The following is a 22,774-nucleotide window of genomic DNA, read 5'->3' as shown; positions in this document are numbered from 1 at the left end:
GCCGGTCTCTTTTTTCCACTTCCTCAAGAAAACCATCTAATGAAGAGACGTGGAACATAAAGTAAAATATCTAATGTCACGGTTGCAGTGTCAGCAAATCGCTCGTTTTTGGTTCTGCTCCATTTCATGATAGGGCACCTCGCATTGGAAGGGATTTACTTTAAGTATAACATGGGGCGAATCACACAAAAAAGTCAAATGAAAATTTCTTACACCTCTACCTGCGGTCCTACCTATGATATAATGTCGATAGATTACTATATTTGTCAGGAGCGTTGCTCGGTGGATTTAAGCATTGTCATCGTAAATTACAACACATGCCGCTTAACGGTCGATTGTCTGCGATCGGTCTACGCGTCGGAAACGGACTACACCTATGAAGTGATCGTCGTCGACAACCATTCGCATGATGATTCGGTGGAGACGATCCGCAGCGAATTCCCCCAGGTTACGTTGATTGCCAACGAGCAAAATACGGGTTTTTCGTACGCCAACAACCAGGCGATTAAAATATCCTCCGGCCGTTATGTCCTGCTGCTGAATTCGGATACGGTCATTCAACAGGACACGCTTGGCATCATGCTTTCCTTTATGGACAGCCGCGCTGATGTGGGAGCCTCCGGGTGCAAGGTGATTTTGCCGGACGGATCGCTGGATAAAGCGTGCAAACGCGGGTTTCCGACGCCTTCGGCTTCATTTTATTATGCGTTTGGGTTCTCCAAAAGGTTCCCGGACAATCCCAAGTTCAATCAATACCAGCTCGGCTACCTGGATCCGGATGAGGAATATCCGATCGACTGCCTGGTCGGGGCGTTTATGATGGTCCGCCGGGAAACGATCGACCAGGTCGGCTTGTTGGACGAGGATTATTTTATGTATGCGGAGGACACGGACTGGTGTTACCGGATCAAGCAGGCGGGGTGGGTGAACTACTATTACCCCCGTACGACGATCGTGCACTACAAAGGAGGCAGCGCACCTCGCCGCCCGCTAAAAATCATTTATGAGTTTCACCGGTCTATGATTCTTTTCTATCGCAAGCATTATCGGAAAAATTACAACATATTCGTGAGTGCGGCCATATACGCCGGAATTGCGGTACAATTTGCCCTGGCTTTGGTGAAATCGGCATTGGCTAAACCCGCAAAACGGCCCGCACCGGCGGCTGCGCAGAGCCAAGGGTCCGGCCGGGACGTCGGCATGAACGGGTAGGTTGCCGCTCTAAGAACGCGGTTAGTGATAGGCGTGCCAATGGCTTGAAGTTTGTATAGGGAGTGTAGGAATGAACTCGTCCGTTTCGATGAATAACCAAAAAATAAAAGCGACCAATCTGCTGATCGCGGAGAATATCACGGCGTACAAAAAAAGGACGGTACGTCTGGAGTGGATTCTCAATTTTTTTCTGATCGGCTTCGAATATATCCTGTATGTTGTCAGCTTCTTGGCGCTGTTTTCGTTTCGCGTACTGCCCGCTTACAACATGAGAAGCTGGTCAACGCTGTTTCAAAACTTGGAGCATCTGCCCATCGCGTGGGATTACGGAATTCTCCTGGCGGTCATTTTCGCCATTTATGCGCTGTACAGCACGCACAACGGCCTGTATAAATGGGACCGGGACATTAAGCTGATCGATGACACGTTCACCGTCTGCAAAGCCGTGTTCTTTTCCTTTTTGATCGCGTTGGGACTTATCTTTTTCCTCCAAACAGGGACGGTGTATTCCCGGCTCGTCATCTTTTCGTTCGCGGTCATGATCGTGGTTTGCGCTTTTGTGTCCCGGCTACTGCGGATGGGCGTCATGCTCCTCCTCAAACGGACCGATATATACAGCAAAAACGTGCTGATCATCGGGGCGGGGCGCGTAGGGGAAGAGATTCGGAACAACCTGTTTGCCAGCAAAACGAACGGCTATCGTTTCGTCGGGTTTTTGGACGATTACAAAGCGGGGGACGACCACGTCATCGGCAGCGTCGATCAGGTTGAAAAACTGCTGCAGCACTATCAAATTCACGAAATTTACGTTACGATCCCGTCCGAGCGGAAACTCATTAACGAGCTGATCACGAAAATCCGCAAATACGATGTCCGCATCAAAATCATCCCGGAAATGTTCGAAATGGTCACCTCCGGCGTTGTATTTGACCAGGCTTACGATTACCCGTGCATTGAGATCGTCAAAACTCCTTTACGCGGCTTAAATCTGATTTTGAAAAGAGCCGTCGATATCGTACTTGCGAGCCTGGGGCTGATCGTCATCTCGCCGCTGCTGGCGGTGGTGGCGGTCTGCATCAAGCTGGACTCCAGAGGCCCGGTCATGATCAAGCAACGGCGCATCGGGAAAAACGGCGCTCCTTTTAACATGTACAAATTCAGATCGATGGTGGAAAATGCCGAATCGCTGATCCATCAGCTGGCCGTTCATAACGAAGCGGACGGACCTGTTTTTAAAATGAAAAACGATCCCCGGATCACCCGGGTGGGGCGGTTTATCCGCAGGTATTCGATTGACGAGCTGCCGCAGCTGATTAATGTCGTTTTTGGCCAGATGAGCCTAGTTGGTCCCCGTCCCCCGCTGCCCCAGGAAGTGGAGCGGTATACCGACTACGAATGGCGCCGCCTGGACATCCGCCCCGGGATTACGGGGCTTTGGCAAATTAACGGCCGCAGCGATCTCCCGTTTGACGAGTGGGTCAAGCTTGACCTCTATTATATTGAGCATTGGAGCCTCGGGTTGGAGTTGAAGATTATTTTCAAAACGATCCCGATTGTCATCAAAGGTACCGGGGCTTATTGAATACGATACACAACTAAGATAGGAAGTTTTCTTTACATGAAAAACAAACTGAAGTATAACGCAGCAATCATCATCGCTTGTCTGGTTCTTTTGTTGGCAGGCCTGTCCGGCCGGCAGTCCCCGCAGGTTCAAGGGTTTACGGCCCACCGGATGGTGGCCCATGCCCTCGGCGGGATTAATGGAATGACATACACGAATACCTATGAAGCTTTCATTGCAAACTATGAAAAAGGTTTCCGCATTTTCGAAGTGGATCTGCTGCTGAGCAGCGACGATCAACTCATTGCCCGCCATGAGTGGGGCGAAAGCTTCACTAAAATGATGGGCCAACAGGACGAACTTGAGCCGGACCGCCATAGTGCGATCTTTTCCCACGCTGAATTCAAGGCGGCCAAAATCATGGGCCAATACGAGCCGCTGGACTGGGACGACATTTTGGGGCTGATGGAGCTCTATCCGGACGTGTATTTCGTGACGGACACGAAGCAAAGCAAACCGGAGGAGATTCAGCACATTTTTACCCAGATTGTCGCCAAAGCTGAGGCGAAGGACCCGGCGCTGCTGGAGCGGATCGTGCCGCAAATTTACAATCAGCCGATGTTGGAACCGCTGAAGCAAATTTATCCGTTCCCGTCGGTGATTTTCACGTTGTACCAGACGACCGACACGGATGAAGAAGTGGTGCGCTTTGCCAACGAAGCAGGCATCACCGCCATTACAATGTCCGAGCAGCGGGCGAATTCCCAACTGATCACGGCACTGAACCGGATCGGTGTGGTTTCTTACGTTCATACCATAAACGATCCGAAAAAGATAACGGCGTTCAAAAAGATGGGGGCTTATGGCTTTTACACCGACTTTTTGACCGAAGCCGACGCGGCCAAGCCGGGATGGGTTTTGGCGTTGGGGCAGTAAACGGGCTCTGAATATAATACAACTCCAGTACCGATGAGGCGCTGGAGTTGTATTTATATATTTGGACGTTTGTGGTAGCGCGTAGACTATTTTTGTTTATCTATAACAAAAGTTCTGATTTTTTCAACGGTATCACTGTTTTTATCGTACCATGACTTATAGTTGTTGCCGGCTTCTCCTTCTGTTAAGTAATCCAGTGACGGGACGAGATTGGAATGACCTGCGTCGATGCTTTTGAGAATAAAAGGAATGGCTGGAGTACCTAATCTGTTGAGGCGCTGTATTTTTTCGGCGTTACTATCATCAGAATTGACGATTTGACTTACCTTTTCCGGAATTTGGGATAGATGAACATTCCATTTTTTCGCAAATTGTTTTGCAGTGGACCATCCCGTTTCGGCTTTGAGATCTATCTTTGAAATTTGCTCTAGTGCGATCGCATAAATGTACTCTGTTAATCCGTTCTCGGGTGAATCGTTAAGAAGTTCTGTAAGCGCGGGGATGGCTGCATTCCCTAGGGCGACGATATTCTGATATTCTTTATTATCCTTGACATAGTCATACGGATTGGAACTTGCGGCCAATTTCGGATTCATTTCCGGCAAGGCCGTAATGTTCTTTTGCAGAGCATTCATATGACTTATGATCTGATCTTTTACCTCGGCACGGGCATGGTTGGCTTGAAGAGCAGTGAACACAATAAGAAATGATGCAGCCAATATCAATATATAAAGTTTCTTCACGGGGCACTCCTCCTGCATTAATTATAATATCTTAGAGCCGGACCGTAACCTCCATTTGGTTTATACGGATCCCATGTTGTTTGCATCAATTCAAGAGATCCCCATTTAGATTTTGCCACATAAGCCTGAGTGGCTTTAGGCAAAATGATTGATGTTATTAGTACTTGGACCATAAGCAATAATTCCTGGTGTTGCGTAAACATATCCAAATGTATTTCCCTTGTACCCATATAACTTCAAGAATGAATCGACTTGTGATGTGGTAGCCGTCTCACCCCATGGCCAAAGCCATCGATCTGTATAACCAAGCGCGTAAGAAAGGCAATTGTATGTTGTAGAGACTGGACCGATCTCAGTGTAATTATAAGCTATTGCATCGTAAAATTCTTTACTGTAGTACAACGCATATGCTGAGGTTCCTCCAGCTAGAACAGACGTAATAAACATCGAGATGACCAACATTTTCTGAATTATTTTTTTCACAAAAAGTTGTCCTCCTTCATATCAATTTTCTGGATAGGTTGCTACCCTCCTTCATCTTAAATTTGCAATAAAATGGTAAAAAATATTATGAATTTACATTAGTTCCGTCATGCTCGTTTTGTCAATCGGCAAATTGGTTAAAGTGTATTTTGTAGTTACATAAAGAAGATTCGCAGTTAATTTTTCGTTCCCCTGTTATGCGAACATTGACACGTTATTCACGGTAACATAGACTAGAAAAAGAATAAGAAACCGGGGAGAAAAAGAGTCTCTCAGACGGTTTGACGAACAACGATGATTACGTTGAGCGGACGAGAACGGGGCGGAGCGGGATAGGCCCCGTTTTTCGCGGGCGCGGGACGGGTTGGGAGCCCCGGCTCCTTCGTCCCCGATCCCCGCTGGTGAATCCTGTAGGCATCGATTTATTGGAGGAATTCGCTTGAATCAAATGATAGCATCCTGGCGGCACGTATTTAAGCTGGATCCGGACCGTTCGCTGGATGATCGGGCCCTGGAGGCCGTATGCCTGTCCGGAACCGACGCGATTATGGTTGGCGGGTCGAGCGGCATAACCTATGAAAATACCGTCGATTTGCTCTCGCGTGTGCGCCGGTATGAGGTGCCCTGCGTGCTGGAGGTGTCCGACCTGGAGGCGGTCGTGCCGGGCTTCGATCTGTACATGATCCCGATCGTGCTGAATGCCGGCCATCCGGATTGGCTCATCGGCCAGCATGCCCGGGCGATCGAGCAATACGGCTACATGATCCCGTGGGAGCAGTTGATCCCGGAAGGGTACATCGTTCTGAACCCGGAGGCGACCGTAGCCAAGGTTACCGCAGCGGATGCCGGGCTCGACGCCGCCCGGGCTGGCGCTTACGCCCAGTTCGCCGACAAGTTGCTTGGGCTGCCGATCGTGTATGCGGAGTACAGCGGCCAACTTGGCGATCTGGAGCTGGTGTCGGCGATGCGGCGGACGCTGGAGCGCTCCCGCCTGTTCTACGGCGGCGGCATCACCGATGCCGAGTCGGCCCGCCGGGCGGCGTCAGTATGCGACACCGTCGTTGTCGGCAACGCGGTTTACGGCAACCTGGAGCGGGCGCTGGAAACCGTGGCGGCCGTGAAGGGGACGCGATAGATTTTTTAAGTACGTGTTCAAAAAGTCGGCTTTTCAGCACCAAGAAGGTTGGATAAAGCTAGGGACAGAGGAGCGGAGCGTACGTTTTGGGTACGTGAGCACCGGAAGGCCCGGCTGAATTCAAGATTCGACGCCGAGTAAGCTCCATGATTCTACTTCGTGATCAAAAGATGACTTTTTGAACTACCTCTTTAAGAAAGGAAGGTGCATGAACATGCAACCTGTTAACATACAAGAGGCGGTCAACCGCCTGAACCCGCAGCAAAAGCAAGCGGTGGAGGCGACGGAAGGGCCGCTGCTCATCATGGCCGGCGCGGGCAGCGGCAAGACGCGCGTGCTGACGCACCGCATTGCCTATCTCATCGCCACCCGCAAAGCGCCGCCTTGGGCGATTTTGGCGATTACGTTTACGAACAAAGCCGCCCGCGAAATGCAGGACCGGGTATCCCTCCTTGTCGGCGGCGCGGAAGGGCGGGACATTTGGGTGTCCACGTTCCACTCCATGTGCGTGCGCATTTTGCGGCGGGACATCGAGCGGATTGGCTTCAACTCCAACTTCAGCATTCTCGATTCGACGGACCAGCTGTCGGTGATCCGCAACTGCATGAAGGAGCTGAACATCGACACGAAAAAATTCGAGCCGAAGGCGGTTCAAGCGATGATCAGCACGGCCAAAAACGAACTGATCACACCGCAGCAGTATGAGCAGAAGATTGGGGATTATTTTGAAGGCATCGTCGCCAAAGTGTACGGCATGTACCAAAAACGGCTGCGCAGCAACAACTCGCTCGATTTCGACGACCTGATCATGAAGACGATTGAGCTGTTTAAAGAAACGCCGGAAGTGCTTGATTTTTACCAGAAAAAATTCCAATACATCCACGTCGACGAATACCAGGACACCAACCGCGCGCAGTACATGCTGTGCCGGATGTTGGCCGATAAGCATCACCGCATTTGCGTGGTCGGCGACAGCGACCAGTCGATCTACCGCTGGCGCGGAGCAGACATTACCAACATCCTAAATTTCGAAAAAGATTATCCCGAAGCCAAAACGATTATGCTCGAGCAAAACTACCGCTCCACTTCGACGATCCTGAACGCCGCCAACGCGGTGATCGGCCAAAATACGGGGCGCAAGCCGAAAAACCTGTGGACCGATAAAGGCGAGGGCGACAAGATCATGGTGTACCGCGCCGATTCGGAGCATGATGAAGGGTATTTTGTTACTTCGGAAATTCATAATAGTGTGAAAAAAGGCCGCAGCTACCGCGATCATGCGATTTTGTACCGGACCAACGCGCAGTCGCGGGTGATCGAGGAAATTTTGATCAAGTCGGACATCCCTTATCAAATCGTCGGCGGCATCAAGTTCTACGACCGCAAAGAAATCAAGGACCTGCTCGCTTATTTGCGGCTTTTGTCCAACCCGGACGACGACATCAGCCTGACGCGGGTGATCAATGTGCCGAAGCGGGGCATCGGCGACACGACGGTGTCCAAGCTGGCGGACGCTGCGGCCGAGCGCGGGACGTCGATTTACAAAGTGTTGGAAACAGTCGACGACCTCGGGCTGGCGGGACGTACGCGCAACGCGCTGGTGGAGTTTTACGATATGATCGCCGCGCTGCATCAGATGGTCGATTACCTGTCGGTCACCGAACTCACGGAAAAATTGCTGGAAATGACCCATTACCGGCTTGAGCTGCAAAACGAAAACACGATCGAATCGCGGTCGCGCCTCGAAAACATTGACGAGTTCCTGTCGGTGACGATGGAATTCGAGAACAACAACGAGGATAAGTCGCTCGTTTCGTTCCTGACGGATCTGGCGCTCATCGCCGATATCGACAGCATGAACGACAACAGCGACGCCGACAAGCCGGCCGACGACGCCGTCGTGCTGATGACGATGCACAGCGCCAAAGGCCTGGAGTTCCCGGTCGTGTTCATCATCGGCATGGAGGAAGGCGTGTTCCCGCACAGCCGCGCGTTCCTCGACAACGAGGAGCTGGAGGAGGAACGCCGCCTGGCGTACGTGGGCATTACGCGCGCCGAGGAGCGGCTGTTCCTCTCGTGCGCACAGATGCGCACGCTGTTCGGGCGCACGACGGCCAACCCGCCGTCCCGGTTCCTCGACGAAGTCCCCGAGGAACTGAAGGAGGACGGCGGGGGCGCGCCGCGCGACCGCTACCGCCGCGGGCCGGGCGCCGGCGGCGCCTACAGCGGCCGCGGCTTCGGCAGCGCCGGCGGCGGGAACTTCGGCCGCCAACTGGATGGCGGCGGCCTGGGCTCGCGGTCCGCGGCTGCGCCGGGCGGACCGGCCGGTCGCGGCAACGTTATCCCCCTGCGGGGGCGGGACAACGTTGCCGCGACCACCGGCGCGCCGGGAGCCCCGGCGGCCAAGGCGGCGAACCCCGGCGATTTTAGCGCCGGGGACAAGGTCTCCCATGCCAAGTGGGGCGTTGGCACGGTCGTCTCGATCAAAGGCTCCGGCAACGATACGGAGCTGCAGATCGCTTTTCCGGCGCCGGTCGGCGTCAAACGCCTGCTTGCCGGATTTGCGCCGATCACCAAGGTCACCGACGGCGAGTGAGGGCCGCCGTACCGCCGTGGCACGTACCGTGCGAGGCGCGGTAATGAATTGAGGTACGATAACAAGTTGGGTTCACGCGGTCAGTTTCCCAAGCGGCCAGTAGTACCCCCGGCTAGCGGACTCTATGGTTGTTGGGCTGTCCGAAGGTTAGCCCAAACGAGAGCCAGCAGACTCATTACCAGTAGACCCAAAGTATATCTCCCCCAAACTGGGGAACTGATGATAATAGGTATTAGCGGAACTTGGGGCTGGCTCTGGAACACGATAGATCTGCGTACGTGGCGTTGCGCTCCTTGCCGTCGGTCAGGTCAACCGACCGAAATTGCCGGGAGCAGTTCCTTTTCCCACCAGCTACCCGAAATAACGGTATCTTATGGCGCTATCTATCCGATTTTCGTCTTCTGAACATAAATAGCGGTAAAAAATGTCCCTATCCATGCAACCTGGCCTGAATTGGAGCCATTTTGCGGTGGTGGCCCAAAAATAGCGACATAAAATTCCCTTAACTGGCATAAACGCTCCAACCAAGACAAATAACGCCCAAAAAAGTCGCTAATTCCGCTTTAACTCTTGCACAAGACAACTTGTTGCCCTGACACTTTTCAGATTTCTCGCAAAAGCTCAGGTTTTTGAGCTATACTATCACCCATCGGAACTCTAACGGTTGCAGCAGCGGCTATTTTGCGAAAAAAGCCCTTTTCTAAATTCTAACGGTTGTGAGCGCCGTTATTTGCCTGAATCTAAGCAAAATTAGCCGGGTTTAAGTGAAATAAGCGCTATGGCAACCGTTAGAATAGTTGTGCGGTTAGAAATGTATCTTGTCCGAGTTGATGCAACGCTAGTGCCTAAAAGGACGTCATTTTTACTAAACCTGCTACTGTTAACAAAAGCCCGGCTTCGCTAGCTTATCGGCATCGACGCTTGATCACTAACTGGTCCGGCACGTAACCAATGGCATCGACGCTTGATCACTAACTGGTCCGGTACGTAACCAATGGCATCGACGCTTGATCACTAACTGGTCCGGCACGTGACCAATGGCATCAACGCTTGACCACTGACTGGCACCGGCCATACCCGGAATGTTCCGTTTCTACATTATAAGGAGGGTTGTCCCTGCATGGATGTTACGCAAAAAATGAAGCAGCTCGTGGAGCAATTGAACAAGTACAACTATCACTATTACACCCTGGATGAGCCGTTGATCAGCGATAAGGAATACGATCAACTGTACGATGAGTTGACCGCGTTGGAGGCGGAGACGGGCGTAACCTTGCCGGACTCGCCGACGATGCGGGTGGGCGGCGAGCTGCTGCAGGGATTCAAGCCTCATCGGCATCTGGCGCCTTTATGGAGCCTGGATAAGGCCCAAAACGAGGAGCAACTGCAAAACTGGAACAACCGGGTGCTCAAGCTGATCGCGGATTATAACACCAAAAATCCCGAAGATCAGCTTCCGGCGCCGACGTATGTCGTCGAGCTGAAGTTCGATGGTCTGACGTTGAACCTTACTTATACGGACGGCAATCTGGTGCAGGCGTCGACCCGGGGGAACGGCGTCGTGGGTGAAGGCATTTTGGCCCAGGTGAAAACGATCAAATCCGTGCCGCTGACCATCCCGTACCGTGAGGGCACGATCGAGGTACAGGGCGAAGGCATCATGAATTTGTCCGTACTCGCCAAATACAACGAAACGGCCGCCGAGCCGCTCAAGAACGCCCGCAACGCCGCGGCAGGCGCCCTGCGCAACCTGAATCCGCGCGTCACCGCAGAGCGGAAGCTGAGCGCTTTTTTCTACAACGTGGGGTATTCCGATCAAATCCGGTTCCGGGACCACCGCGAAATGATGGATTTCCTCAAGGAGAACCGGTTTAAGGTTAATCCTTATGTTACGTATCACGACAGCTTTGACGAAGTAATGCAGGAACTGCGGCGGATCGAGGAAAGCCGCACTTCGCTCGATTATCTCATCGACGGAGCCGTCGTCAAAATTACCGATATGCGTACCCGCGAGATTCTCGGTTACACGGATAAATTCCCGCGCTGGGCGGTGGCGTTCAAATTTGAGGCGGAAGAAACGACCACGATTTTGGAGTCCGTTTCCTGGAACGTCGGGCGTACCGGCAAAATCACGCCGCTGGCCAAAGTCGAGCCGGTTGAGCTGGCCGGCGTCACCGTTCAAAACTGCACGCTCAACAACGTCGGCGACATCGAGCGGAAAAACTTGAAGTTCGCGCTCGGCACTCGCGTCTTCATCCGCCGCTCCAACGACGTCATCCCGGAAATTCTCGGCAAAGTGACGGATGAACAGGACGGCGGGGAGATCATCTTTCCGACCGTGTGCCCGGCGTGCGGCACGCCGCTGGAGCAGCGCGGCGCGCATCTGTTCTGCAACAACCGGCTGGGCTGCAAACCGCAAATCGTGGCGCGGATCACGCACTTCGCTTCGCGCGACGCGATGGACATCGAGACGTTCAGCGAAAAAACCGCGGAGCAGCTGCATGACGAACTGAACGTTCATGAACCGGCCGACCTGTACACACTCGCTTTCGACGATCTAATCAAGCTCGACCGTTTCGGCGAAAAGAAAGCCAACAACCTGCTGGAGGCGATCGAACAGAGCAAGGGACGTGACCTCGCCTCCTTCCTGTTCGCGCTTGGCATTCCGAACACCGGCAAATCGACCACCAAAGTGCTCGCCGACCATTACGGCAGTTTATCCGCGGTGATGTCGGCAACGGTGGAGGATCTGATTACCCTGCCGGACATCGGCGGCATCGTGGCTGAAAGCATCGTTTCGTTTTTTGCCGACCCGTTCCAGCAGGCGGCCATCCGCAAGATGCTGGAGCAAGGCGTCGAACCGAAGGCGCCGGACAAACCGGCGGCCCCGGTGACGGACTCCTTCTTTTCCGGCAAAACCGTTGTCCTGACCGGTACGCTGCACCAGCTCGGCCGCGATGAGGCGACCGCCCGGCTGGAGGCGCTTGGCGCTAAAGTGACCGGCAGCGTGTCGAAGAAAACCGACCTCGTCATCGCCGGGGAAAAAGCCGGCAGCAAGCTGGCCAAAGCCCAGGAACTCGGCATTCCGGTCATCGAGGACGAGGATGAATTCGTCCGACTGCTGAACGAAAGCAACGGATAGCCAAAAACCCCCGAAAACGGCATGATCGCCAATTTCGGGGGTTTTATTGTGACGCAGATCACGGCAGGGGGATGCTCCTTTTTTCCATCATAGAACTTAAGGGCTTTTGCCCGATGTTTCCTATTTCAAAATAAAGGATGGATCAAAATGAGTTTTGACGCGTCACAGTGGAAGGCTTCGCGCTTTAATGCGCAAAGCGAGACGGATGACGGCGGCCTGATGCTGTACAACAGCTACACCGGGGCGATCGCTTCCTTCTCGTCGGCGGAACGGAAAGAAGTTTTGGAGTGGCTGGCACCGGCCGCCCCTGTTCCCGAGCCGGCGCCTCCGCTGGTTGACGGTTTGATAGAGCAAGGGTTCCTCGTCCGTTCGGACGTGGATGAACAACGCCGTGCCTTGTTTTTGCACCACTCCATGCATGCCCAGGACGCTATGCATCTGGTGCTGCTCGTGACGGAAGCCTGCAACTTCCGCTGCACTTATTGTTATGAATCGTTTCCGCGCGCTTCGATGCGCGAGGAGGTGATCCGCGGTCTGGAAGCTTATACGGCCGAGCGGGCCAAGACGTTGAAGCAGCTAACCGTAAGCTGGCATGGCGGCGAGCCGCTGCTCGTTCCTCATATTATCGAGCGCCTCTCCCGTTCTTTTATCGAAGTCTGCGACCAAAACGGCGCCACCTACGGCGCGGAAATGTCGACGAACGGCTACTACCTGACCAGGGACCGCTTCGAGCAAATGCTGGATCTGCATGTCCAGCGCTTTATGGTTACGCTGGATGGGGAAGGGGAAACGCATGATTCCCGCAGGGGTCTGAACGGAGGCGGGGGAACGTACCGGACAATCGTGGACAATTTGCTGTCCTTGAAGCAGGTAGACCGCCCGTTTGAAATTAACCTGCGCGTCAATTTCGACAACGGCAACCTGGAGGCCGTATCGCGATTTATTCCCGTGCTTCGGAAGCTGTTTGCCGATGATCCGCGGTTTAAAGTTTATTTCCGGCCCGTCGGCTGCATGGGCGGCGAAAATGACCTGAACCTTCCGGTATGCGATGAGCGAACGAAGGATCGGGCGATTTGGGAGTTGAACGAGCGGGCGATCGCCGAAGGACTGCAGGTAAGCTCCTTCATTTCGGATATTTTGCTGCCGACCGGCGCGGTTTGTTATGCGGCGAAGCCGAATTCCCTGATCGTCGGCTCCGATGGCATGCTGTATAAATGCTCCGTCGCGCTGGAGCAGGACAACAACCGGCTCGGCCGGATTCATGAGGACGGAACGGTGGACCTGGATTATGACAAGCTGGCGCTTTGGACAACGTCCGGGGAAGAAACGGATAAGAAATGCCAGGCGTGCTTCTTCCGGCCCGCATGCCAGGGCAATCATTGCCCGCTGTACCGCATGCGGACGGGGAATCGCCCCTGCTCCTACGAGAAGCGGCAAATCAAGAAGACGCTGCGGACGATCTGGATGGGGGCCCGGCGGGATGAGGAGGTGATACTATGAAAATTATCCGTCCAGCGGCGCAGCCCGCTTTGGTTAAAACCGGCCGGGTATCCAAGTCCGTACCGGGCAATCTAAGCTGATGGAATAAGATATCCGGGAAAGCCAACCCTTAGGGAAATATAAAAAGGGTTGGCTTTTTTTTGAGAAAAAAGTAACTAATTCGTGTCTAATTACGTCTAACTAATGGGGCAGATTAAAAAAGATTCATTTTAGGGGGGCGCGATGAGGAGAGGGAGACGAATATTACATAAGGTTATGCTGGTGCTGGTTAGCGGGCTGCTGTTTGCCGGCTGCTCCAGCGGGCCTGCCCAAGAGGCCGAGCAGGTCTCGAGCCTGAAGGTGATGTTTTGGAACGAGAACTATTTTTATCAGGAATACGGCGATTTGTTTGCGATGAAATACCCGAATATCGAGATTGAAATCGTCACAACGGATCGGATTTACCAAGACAGCGACAAGGAAGATTTTGACCGTGAAAAAGCGTTTGCCGATTTTATCGAAGCAGAGCAGCCCGACGTGCTGCTGTTGGATGCGAATGAGTATGAAAAGCTCGCTTCCGCAGGCAAACTGACGGAGCTTGATCCGCTGATCGCCAAGGATAAATACGATACCGAAACGATTTTCCCGGGTCTCATGGAAATTTTGAAGGAAAAAGGCGGCGGAAAGCTGTACGGTTTATCTCCGACTTTTTACGGATCGGTTGTATACTACAATGCTGATTTGTTCGAAAAATACGGAGTTGAGGTGCCGCATGACGGAATGAGCTGGCAGGAGATCCTCGACACGGCCCGCCGCTTCCCGACAGACGGGGACGAGAAGACCCGCATCTATGGATTCGGTTCGGATTACGGCATGTCGATGGAAGATTTGGCTTCGGGTATCGCATATACCCAAGGCTTGAATTATATCAACCCCGACACGATGAAGCTCACGATCAACACCGATTCGTGGAAGCAAGTCTATAAAATGGCTATGGATGGCCTGGACTCCAAAGCAATTTACAATCCGGACAATGGGGGCTTCCAGGGAGGTTCCATGGAAGAGTACTATCAAAGCCAGCCCTTTATGATGGGCCGTATGGCCATAACGGTCGGAGCCCCCTACATGCTGCAAAACATGAAGGATGCCCAGCAGCGGCTTAAGGACTATAAACCGTTTCGGATCGGGGCGGTCGCAGGGCCGGTAGATCCGGCAGAACCCGATAAATCGCGGAACATCTCGGTGAGCGACATTTTTTCCATTCGGGCGAACTCGGCAAATGCCGATGCGGCTTGGGAATTTATCAAGTTCGTAAACGGCGAAGAATTTGCCAAGGTCAAGTCCAGAACCTTAAATGGCGGCACGTTGTCCCGCATGGGAGTGCAAAAGGAATTCAATGGCGTAAACCTCGACGTTTTCTACAAGTTGAAACCTAAAGTGGACAACGACTCCGACAACTATGATAAGATCCCGGAAAGTTTCCATGAACAATACCGTACTATTTTTGACCGGGAAATCAAGCTGGTTCAGGAGAAAAAGAAATCCATCGACGAGGCGTTGCAGACTGTTCAAGACGAGGGACAAGCGGTTTTGGACAAGGCTGTGAAGGAAGAAGCGGCAGGCAAAAAGGAAGAATCTGCTGCGGAAGTGGAGTAGGCGTAATAATTATTTTAGGAGGTTATGATGAAGAACGGAATCTTACATAAGGTAATGTTGGTGCTGGTGTGCGGGCTGCTGTTTGCCGGATGTACCGGCGGGCCCGCCAAAGAGACCGAGCAGGTTTCGAGCTTGAAGGTGATGTTTTGGGACGAGAATTATTTTTACCGGGAATACGGCGATTTGTTTGCGATGAAATATCCGAATATCGAGGTGGAAATCGTCACAACGGACCAGATTTACCAGGATAATGACAAGGAAGATTTTGACCGTGAAAAAGCGTTTGCCGATTTTATCGAAAAAGAGCAGCCGGACGTGTTGCTGTTGGATACGGATCAGTATGAGAAGTTCGCTTCCGAAGGCAAGCTGGCGGAGCTTGATTCGCTGATTTCCAAGGATAAATACGATACCGAAACGATTTTCCCGGCCATCCTGGAGATTTTGAAGGAAAAAGGCGGCGGGAAGCTGTACGGTTTGTCCCCGACCTTTTATGGATCGGCTCTATATTACAATGCTGATTTGTTCGCCAAATACGGAATCGAGGTACCCCATGACGGGATGAGCTGGCAGGAGATTCTCGACACGGCCCGCCGCTTCCCGACGGACGGGGACAAGAAGACCCGCGTCTACGGTTTCGGTTCGGATTACGGCATGTCGCTGGAAAATTTGGCTTCGAGCATATCTTCCACCCAAGGCTTGAATTATATCAATCCCGACACGATGAAGCTTACCGTCAACACCGATTCGTGGAAGCAAGTCTATAAAATGGCCATGGATGCCTTGGACTCCAAAGCAATTTACAATCCGGATGATGGCGGGTTCCAGGGAGGGACCATGGAGGAGTATTACCAAAGCCAGCCGTTTATGATGGGCCGTATGGCCATGACGGTCGACGGCACCTATCTGCTGCAAAATCTGAAGGACGCCCAAGGGCAGATTAAGGACTATAAGCCGTTCCAAATCGGGGTCGTTGCAGGGCCGGTTGACCCGGCGGAGCCCGATAAATCGCGGAACATTTCGATGAGCGAGATTTTGGCCATCCGGGCGAACTCGCCGAATGCCGAAGCGGCATGGGAGTTTTTGAAGTTCGTGAACGGCGACGAATTTGCCAAGGTCAAATCCAGAACCTTAAATGGCGGCTTGATGTCCCGCATGGGAGTGCAAAAGGAATATAACGGCGTAAGCCTTGATGTGTTTTACAAGCTGAAACCTAAACTGGATAACAGCTACAGCAATTATGACAAAATCCCGGATAGTTTCCATGAAAAGTACTACTCCATCTTTAGCCGGGAAATGAAGCTGGTGCAGGAGAAAAAGAAATCCATCGACGAGGCGCTGCAAACCGTTCAAGACGAAGGCCAGGCGGCCTTGGATAAAGCGGTCCAAGATGAAGCGGCCGGCAAGAAGGACAAGTCTGGCGCGGAAACGGATCAGGCCGGCTAACGGAACTTAGTTGATCGCCATTAACATTATTTTTTGGAGGCTATGGTGATGAACGGTGTTCTGCAAAAGGCCGTGCTGGTGCTGGCAAGCGGCTTGCTGCTTGCCGGTTGCGCCGGCGGTCCGGCCAAAGAGGCCGAGCAGATGGTAAGCCTGAAGGTAATGTATCGGGATGAGGCTTCCTTTAATCAGGATTATGGCGAACTGTTTGCGATGAAGCATCCGAATATTAAAATTGAAGTTGTATCAACAGACAGCCGCGGCGGAACGTTTGCCGATTTTATTGAAAAAGAGCAGCCGGACGTGCTGCTGCTGAGTGAGAAGCAATACGAAAAGTTTGCTTCCGAGGGTAAGCTCGCGGATCTCGATCCGCTGATCGTGCGGGATAAATACAATACCGAGACGATTTTCCCGGGACTTCTTGAGGTTCTTAAGGAAAGAGGCGGCGGGAAGCTGTACGGTTTGTCCCCGACCTTTGACGGCTCAGTTTTGTACTATAATGCCGATTTGTTTGCCGAATACGGAATCGAGGAGCCGCATGACGGGATGACCTGGCAGGAGGTTCTCGATACGGCCCGCCGCTTTCCATCCGATGGTGTCGGGAAGAACCGGGTTTACGGATTTGGGGGAGCGGATTATGGCATGCCGATGAAACGTTTGGCTTCAAATATTGCCTCTACCCTAGGTTTGGAATATATCAATAAAGCCACGATGGAACTCACAATCAATACCGATGCGTGGAAGCAAGTCTACACAATGGCCATGAATGCCTTGGACTCTAAAGCAATATATAACCGTCCGGATGAAGATTTTCTGGACGGGTCGCTGGAGGCTTATGAAAGCCAGCCGTTTGTAATGGGACGTATGGCCATGACAACTGACAGCCTTTATTTTCTGCAAAGTCTGAAGAATGCCCAAGAAGATGTCAAGTTTCAAGTCGGGGTTGTTGCAGGGCCGGTAGATCCCGCTGAACCTGATAAAACGCGGGATTTTTCGCTGGGTGACATTTTTGCCATCCGGGCGAATTCGGCAAATGCCGATGCGGCTTGGGAGTTTCTGAAGTTCATGAACGGCGAAGAATTTGCGAAGATCAGGTCCAGAACCATAAGCGACGGCTTGATGTCCCGAATGGGAATTCAAAAGGAATACAACGGCGTAAACCTTGACGTATTTTACAAATTAAAACCTAAAGTGGATAACGATGATTCCGACAGCTACGATAAAATTCCGGATAAGTTCTATGAACAGTACCGACCGGTCTTTGACCGGGAAATGAAGTTGGTAGAGGAGAAAAAGAAATCCATCGACGAGGCGCTGCAGACGATTCAGGACGAAGGCCAGGCGGCCTTGGATAAAGCGGTCCAAGATGAAGCGGCCGGCAAGAAGGACAAGTCTGGCGCGGATACGGATCAGGCCGGCTAACGTGCCTTAGTTGCCCCCGGAAAGCGGCTTTTGTGCGTGTGGAGTTATAAAAATTTTGGAGGTTCAGATGAAGAACGGAATATTATATAAGCTTATGTTGGTTATCATATGCGGACTGCTGTTCGCCGGGTGCGCCGGCGGTCCTGCCAAGCAGGAAACGCAGACTTCTACGCTGAAGGTCATGTTTTGGGACGAAAGTTATTTTTTCACCCAATATGGCGACCTGTTTACGATGAAGAATCCGAATATCGAAATTGAAGTAGCTAACATGCAAAGCATTTATAACGACGAGGAAAAGGACTATGACAAGGCGTTTGCTAAATTTGTGGAAAAAGAACAGCCGGATGTCATATTGCTGAATTCCACCGAAAATTACGAAAAATTCGCAGCCGAAGGCAAATTGATGGACTTGGATACGCTGATCGCAAGGGATAAATACGATACCGAAACGATTTATCCGGCGCTGATCGAGCTGTTGAAAGAAAAGGGCGGCGGGAAGCTGTACGGGCTGGCTTCATCTTTTAATGTGAATGCGATTTTTTATAATGCCGATCTGTTTTCCAAATATGGAATTGATCCGCCGCATGACGGGATGACCTGGCAGGAAATTATCGATACCGCCCGCCGTTTCCCTACGGATGGGGATAAAGACAGCCGGATTTACGGATACGGTTCTCGTTACGGGGATGCTTTTGGTGAATTGTCCTCTGCAATCGCCATGACGCAAGGGCTGCAGGCGCTGAATCCGGATACGAAGAAAATGACGATCAATTCGGATTCGTGGAAACAGGCTTTCCAGCTGGCTCTGGATGGCGTCAAATCCAAGGCGATTTATGATCCGGGCGACAACGGGTTCTCAGGCGGGACGATGGAAGAATATTATAAGAGCCAGCCTTTCTTAATGGGACGTTTGGCGATGACGATCGACGGCCCTTACCTGCTGCAGTACCTGAAGGAGGCCAAAAACGCCGTAAAGGATTATAAGCCGTTCCAAATTGGCATCGTGGCAGGTCCGGTGGACCCGGCGTTGCCTGATTCGACGCGGGATGTCAGCTTCAATGAAATTTTCGCGATCCGGGCCGATTCCCCAAATGCCGACGCTGCCTGGGAGTTTCTGAAGTTCGTCAACGGCGAAGAATATGCCAAAGTGAAATCAAGAACGCTGAATAACGGTCTCTTGTCCCGGATGGGCGTGATGAAAGATTACGAGGGACAAAGCCTGGACGCTTTTTACAAGTTAAAACCTGCAGATAGCAGCGGCGGGTATATGGGGATCAGTGACGCCCCTGACAGCTTTTACGGACAATACCAGCAAATCAAGGACCGGGAACTGGATCTTGTTCAGAAGGGAAGCAAATCGATTGACGAGGCGCTGCAAAAAATTCAGGAGGATGGACAAGTAGCCTTGGATAAAGCGTATAAAGAGGAAGAGGCTAAGAAGGAAGAAGGAAAAGAGGATACCAGTTCCTAAGAAGAAGCGGACGTGGACGCGGCAGCGATGACGGTATGGTTATCAGCGGTAATTAGCTGCCACTTTTAAGCCGCAGTAAATAGAAGGCTAACCTTTGCAGCTTTGCTCGGGGTTGGCCTTCGTTTGTGTACCCTGTACGTTTTATCTTTTACGAAAATCGTTGAAAGAAGGGAACGGGATGAAGCTTTTCGGCAAAATGTTTTTCATTGTGCTGAGCGGGTTGCTGGTTGCGGGCTGCGCTGCCGCGGGGAACGAGGTGTCTTCAAAGGCCACGCTAAAGGTGATATACTGGGACGAAAGCTCTTTTTTTGCGAATTATGGAGACCTGTTTGCGCTTGGGCACCCCGAAGTCGAGGTGGAGGTGGTCAGCACGGCTGCGCTGCGCCGAAGCGGCGTTACGGACGAAACGCTCGAAGCGTTTGTCAACAGGGAACAGCCCGATGTTTTGGTGCTTGAGATCGGCAATTACGAGGCGCTGGCGGCGAAGGGAGAGCTAACCGAGCTTAGCGCTTTGATCGAGCGGGATCAATTTGATATCAACACGATGTATCCCGGGTTGATCAGCATGCTGAAGGCAAAAGGGGGCGGCAAGCTGTACGGACTGACCCCCGGGTTCGACACGGACGTGATTTTCTACAATGCGGATTTATTTGCAAAATTCGGCGTGGAGCTTCCGCACGATGGTATGACCTGGCAGGACATGATGAATACGGCCCGCCGCTTTCCGGCGGGAGGACAGGGAGAGGATCGCATTTACGGATTTGCGTTGGGTCATGCGTCGTCGTTCAGTGAATTGGCCCTGCTGATTGGAAGTTCCGAAGGCTTGACCATGAATCGTCCCGAAACCGGCGCATTAACGCTGAATTCGGACGGCTGGAAGCAAGCGTACCGGACCGCACTGAACGGGATCGAATCGGGGGCTGTATTCGACGTTGATAACGAAGGGGCTTTTTCCGCAGCAGGGGATTATTATTCCGGCAACCCGTTTCTGGTGGGGCGGGCGGCGATGACGACGGGCGGCTCCCACATGTTTCAAGATATGAAGAAGGCGGAAACGAGCGCGGCGTACAAACCGTTTAAAGCGGGAGCGGTTGCCGGACCGGTGAACCCGGCCGAGCCGGATAAAACCGGCGATATGGATGTGCGCAACATCTTTGCGATTCGCGCCGGTTCGCCAAATGCCGAGGCCGCCTGGGAGTTCATCAAGTTTGCAAACGGCGAAAAACTGGCCAAAGTAAAAGCAAAAACGCTAAGCAACGGTCTCCCGGCAAGAATGGATGTCGTCAAAGAATACGAGGGGGTTAATCTTGATGTTTTTTACAAACTGGAGCCCAGATCAAGAAACAATGCGGTTATGTCGGACATGCCTCCCGGCTTTAACGAGCAATATCAGCGCATTCTTAGCCGTGAACTGGATTTAGTGCGTAGGGGCAGTAAATCGATTGACGATGCGCTGGATACGGTGCAGGCCGAGGCACTGGCTGCATGGGACCTGGCCCGTAAAGCTCAAGAGGAAGAGGAGGGGAAGCAAAGCGGCCGTTAGACTAATGGATCAAATTTAGAATATGGAAAAACATTCATATTGCAAAAGCCTCCCGATCGTGATAAATTATTACTTGTCGCTTCAAAAGACAGTTTGCCGCAAGGCTTTCAACAATGTCGAAATTTGAGGTTGACATCGTGAAGAGAAGTGGTTATAATAAGTAACTGTTCGACAAAAACTGATATTTATCGAAAATGCCGGACAGCAAGTTCTTTGAAAACTGAACAAATGGAACGCGTCAATAAACTTTGAACGATTTTTTAGAAATCGTCAGTAACTGATTGAGCTAATCGCTCTTTCGAATAAAGTTTCAACTTGGATGGAAAATCTCGTACCTTCGGGTGCGAGACTCCTTCCAACTTTATTGGAGAGTTTGATCCTGGCTCAGGACGAACGCTGGCGGCGTGCCTAATACATGCAAGTCGAGCGGAGTTAATCGGGAGCTTGCTCCTGATTAACTTAGCGGCGGACGGGTGAGTAACACGTAGGCAACCTGCCCGTAAGACCGGGATAACTACCGGAAACGGTAGCTAATACCGGATAATCAAGTTTCTCGCATGAGGGGCTTGGGAAAGGCGGAGCAATCTGTCACTTACGGATGGGCCTGCGGCGCATTAGCTAGTTGGTGGGGTAACGGCTCACCAAGGCGACGATGCGTAGCCGACCTGAGAGGGTGAACGGCCACACTGGGACTGAGACACGGCCCAGACTCCTACGGGAGGCAGCAGTAGGGAATCTTCCGCAATGGACGAAAGTCTGACGGAGCAACGCCGCGTGAGTGATGAAGGTTTTCGGATCGTAAAGCTCTGTTGCCAGGGAAGAACGTCTTCTGGAGTAACTGCCAGGAGAGTGACGGTACCTGAGAAGAAAGCCCCGGCTAACTACGTGCCAGCAGCCGCGGTAATACGTAGGGGGCAAGCGTTGTCCGGAATTATTGGGCGTAAAGCGCGCGCAGGCGGCTGTTTAAGTCTGGTGTTTAATCCTGGGGCTCAACTCCGGGTCGCACTGGAAACTGGACGGCTTGAGTGCAGAAGAGGAGAGTGGAATTCCACGTGTAGCGGTGAAATGCGTAGAGATGTGGAGGAACACCAGTGGCGAAGGCGACTCTCTGGGCTGTAACTGACGCTGAGGCGCGAAAGCGTGGGGAGCAAACAGGATTAGATACCCTGGTAGTCCACGCCGTAAACGATGAGTGCTAGGTGTTAGGGGTTTCGATACCCTTGGTGCCGAAGTAAACACATTAAGCACTCCGCCTGGGGAGTACGGTCGCAAGACTGAAACTCAAAGGAATTGACGGGGACCCGCACAAGCAGTGGAGTATGTGGTTTAATTCGAAGCAACGCGAAGAACCTTACCAGGTCTTGACATCCCTCTGACCGGTACAGAGATGTGCCTTTCCTTCGGGACAGAGGAGACAGGTGGTGCATGGTTGTCGTCAGCTCGTGTCGTGAGATGTTGGGTTAAGTCCCGCAACGAGCGCAACCCTTGACTTTAGTTGCCAGCAAGTGAAGTTGGGCACTCTAGAGTGACTGCCGGTGACAAACCGGAGGAAGGTGGGGATGACGTCAAATCATCATGCCCCTTATGACCTGGGCTACACACGTACTACAATGGCCGGTACAACGGGAAGCGAAGGAGCGATCTGGAGCGAATCCTAGAAAAGCCGGTCTCAGTTCGGATTGCAGGCTGCAACTCGCCTGCATGAAGTCGGAATTGCTAGTAATCGCGGATCAGCATGCCGCGGTGAATACGTTCCCGGGTCTTGTACACACCGCCCGTCACACCACGAGAGTTTACAACACCCGAAGTCGGTGAGGTAACCGCAAGGGGCCAGCCGCCGAAGGTGGGGTAGATGATTGGGGTGAAGTCGTAACAAGGTAGCCGTATCGGAAGGTGCGGCTGGATCACCTCCTTTCTATGGAGTACCTCGTTCCTGTAACGGAACGGTACAAATA

The 22,774-nt window shown here is 52.3% G+C and carries 14 protein-coding genes and 1 other annotated feature (1 of these 15 cut by a window edge); of the genes, 12 read left to right on the top strand and 2 right to left on the bottom strand.

Annotated elements, in window-relative coordinates; translation table 11 throughout:
- Positions 1–282 precede the first annotated feature (282 nt).
- The 3 genes from EHV15_RS03920 to EHV15_RS03910 all read left to right on the top strand — a co-directional run bounded on the left by EHV15_RS03920 (position 283) and on the right by EHV15_RS03910 (position 3,709).
- Positions 283–1,212 carry a glycosyltransferase family 2 protein gene (locus EHV15_RS03920; protein WP_128630084.1) on the top strand — a complete coding sequence of 310 codons (930 nt, stop codon included), beginning with the start codon at positions 283–285 and terminating at the stop codon, positions 1,210–1,212.
- A gap of 70 nt (positions 1,213–1,282) precedes the next feature.
- Complete coding sequence (locus EHV15_RS03915) at positions 1,283–2,794, top strand: sugar transferase (protein WP_128630083.1); 1,512 nt, start codon at positions 1,283–1,285, stop codon at positions 2,792–2,794.
- A 36-nt stretch (positions 2,795–2,830) separates the two neighbouring features.
- Entirely contained in the window at positions 2,831–3,709 is an 879-nt protein-coding gene (locus EHV15_RS03910; protein WP_128630082.1) for a phosphatidylinositol-specific phospholipase C/glycerophosphodiester phosphodiesterase family protein, read from the top strand.
- Positions 3,710–3,795: 86 nt separating this feature from the next.
- On the opposite strand, the gene EHV15_RS03905 is transcribed toward EHV15_RS03910, so the two are convergent.
- A complete protein-coding gene (locus EHV15_RS03905; RefSeq protein WP_128630081.1) occupies positions 3,796–4,452 on the bottom strand; it encodes a hypothetical protein in 657 nt (218 codons plus the stop codon).
- 135 nt (positions 4,453–4,587) lie between these two features.
- Positions 4,588–4,935, bottom strand: a complete 348-nt coding sequence (locus tag EHV15_RS03900) for a DUF7689 domain-containing protein (RefSeq protein ID WP_128630080.1) — start codon at positions 4,933–4,935, stop codon at positions 4,588–4,590.
- 439 nt (positions 4,936–5,374) lie between these two features.
- On the opposite strand from EHV15_RS03900, the gene pcrB reads away from it, so the two are divergent.
- From pcrB to EHV15_RS03855, 9 genes are all read left to right on the top strand, one after another.
- Positions 5,375–6,070 carry a heptaprenylglyceryl phosphate synthase gene (gene pcrB / locus EHV15_RS03895; RefSeq protein WP_425464424.1) on the top strand — a complete coding sequence of 232 codons (696 nt, stop codon included), beginning with the start codon at positions 5,375–5,377 and terminating at the stop codon, positions 6,068–6,070.
- Between the two features lie 214 nt (positions 6,071–6,284).
- Positions 6,285–8,666 (top strand): DNA helicase PcrA, encoded by a 2,382-nt coding sequence (gene pcrA / locus EHV15_RS03890; protein ID WP_128630079.1) that lies wholly within the window; start codon positions 6,285–6,287, stop codon positions 8,664–8,666.
- 1,120 nt (positions 8,667–9,786) lie between these two features.
- Positions 9,787–11,808, top strand: coding sequence for an NAD-dependent DNA ligase LigA (gene ligA / locus EHV15_RS03885; RefSeq protein WP_128630078.1), 2,022 nt, complete (start codon positions 9,787–9,789; stop codon positions 11,806–11,808).
- A 147-nt stretch (positions 11,809–11,955) separates the two neighbouring features.
- The gene (locus tag EHV15_RS03880) at positions 11,956–13,308 is read left to right on the top strand and encodes a radical SAM/SPASM domain-containing protein (protein ID WP_128630077.1); all 1,353 of its coding nucleotides are present in this window, start codon (positions 11,956–11,958) and stop codon (positions 13,306–13,308) included.
- Between the two features lie 222 nt (positions 13,309–13,530).
- Positions 13,531–14,943 carry an ABC transporter substrate-binding protein gene (locus EHV15_RS03875; RefSeq protein WP_128630076.1) on the top strand — a complete coding sequence of 471 codons (1,413 nt, stop codon included), beginning with the start codon at positions 13,531–13,533 and terminating at the stop codon, positions 14,941–14,943.
- 24 nt (positions 14,944–14,967) lie between these two features.
- Positions 14,968–16,386 (top strand): ABC transporter substrate-binding protein, encoded by a 1,419-nt coding sequence (locus EHV15_RS03870; protein ID WP_246061296.1) that lies wholly within the window; start codon positions 14,968–14,970, stop codon positions 16,384–16,386.
- 48 nt (positions 16,387–16,434) lie between these two features.
- Positions 16,435–17,805 carry an ABC transporter substrate-binding protein gene (locus EHV15_RS03865; protein WP_128630075.1) on the top strand — a complete coding sequence of 457 codons (1,371 nt, stop codon included), beginning with the start codon at positions 16,435–16,437 and terminating at the stop codon, positions 17,803–17,805.
- Positions 17,806–17,872: 67 nt separating this feature from the next.
- Positions 17,873–19,276, top strand: a complete 1,404-nt coding sequence (locus EHV15_RS03860; RefSeq protein WP_128630074.1) for an ABC transporter substrate-binding protein — start codon at positions 17,873–17,875, stop codon at positions 19,274–19,276.
- A gap of 178 nt (positions 19,277–19,454) precedes the next feature.
- On the top strand, positions 19,455–20,819 hold the full coding sequence (locus EHV15_RS03855; protein ID WP_128630073.1) for an ABC transporter substrate-binding protein: 1,365 nt from the start codon (positions 19,455–19,457) through the stop codon (positions 20,817–20,819).
- Between the two features lie 361 nt (positions 20,820–21,180).
- Positions 21,181–22,774, top strand: a sequence feature (most likely nonfunctional fraction of RNA operon); it runs 112 nt beyond the window's last position.

Source organism: Paenibacillus oralis (assembly GCF_003863965.1).
In the GTDB taxonomy this organism is placed as follows: Bacteria; Bacillota; Bacilli; order Paenibacillales; family Paenibacillaceae; genus Fontibacillus; species Fontibacillus oralis.
This window is presented reverse-complemented; position numbering and strand designations above follow the sequence as displayed.

Coding starts and splice junctions, on each gene's coding strand:
- EHV15_RS03915 (WP_128630083.1), top strand. CDS start 1,283: ATGAACTCGTCCGTTTCGATGAATAACCAAAAAATAAAAGCGACCAAT.
- EHV15_RS03910 (WP_128630082.1), top strand. CDS start 2,831: ATGAAAAACAAACTGAAGTATAACGCAGCAATCATCATCGCTTGTCTG.
- pcrA (WP_128630079.1), top strand. CDS start 6,285: ATGCAACCTGTTAACATACAAGAGGCGGTCAACCGCCTGAACCCGCAG.
- ligA (WP_128630078.1), top strand. CDS start 9,787: ATGGATGTTACGCAAAAAATGAAGCAGCTCGTGGAGCAATTGAACAAG.
- EHV15_RS03880 (WP_128630077.1), top strand. CDS start 11,956: ATGAGTTTTGACGCGTCACAGTGGAAGGCTTCGCGCTTTAATGCGCAA.
- EHV15_RS03875 (WP_128630076.1), top strand. CDS start 13,531: ATGAGGAGAGGGAGACGAATATTACATAAGGTTATGCTGGTGCTGGTT.
- EHV15_RS03870 (WP_246061296.1), top strand. CDS start 14,968: ATGATGAAGAACGGAATCTTACATAAGGTAATGTTGGTGCTGGTGTGC.
- EHV15_RS03865 (WP_128630075.1), top strand. CDS start 16,435: ATGAACGGTGTTCTGCAAAAGGCCGTGCTGGTGCTGGCAAGCGGCTTG.
- EHV15_RS03860 (WP_128630074.1), top strand. CDS start 17,873: ATGAAGAACGGAATATTATATAAGCTTATGTTGGTTATCATATGCGGA.
- EHV15_RS03855 (WP_128630073.1), top strand. CDS start 19,455: ATGAAGCTTTTCGGCAAAATGTTTTTCATTGTGCTGAGCGGGTTGCTG.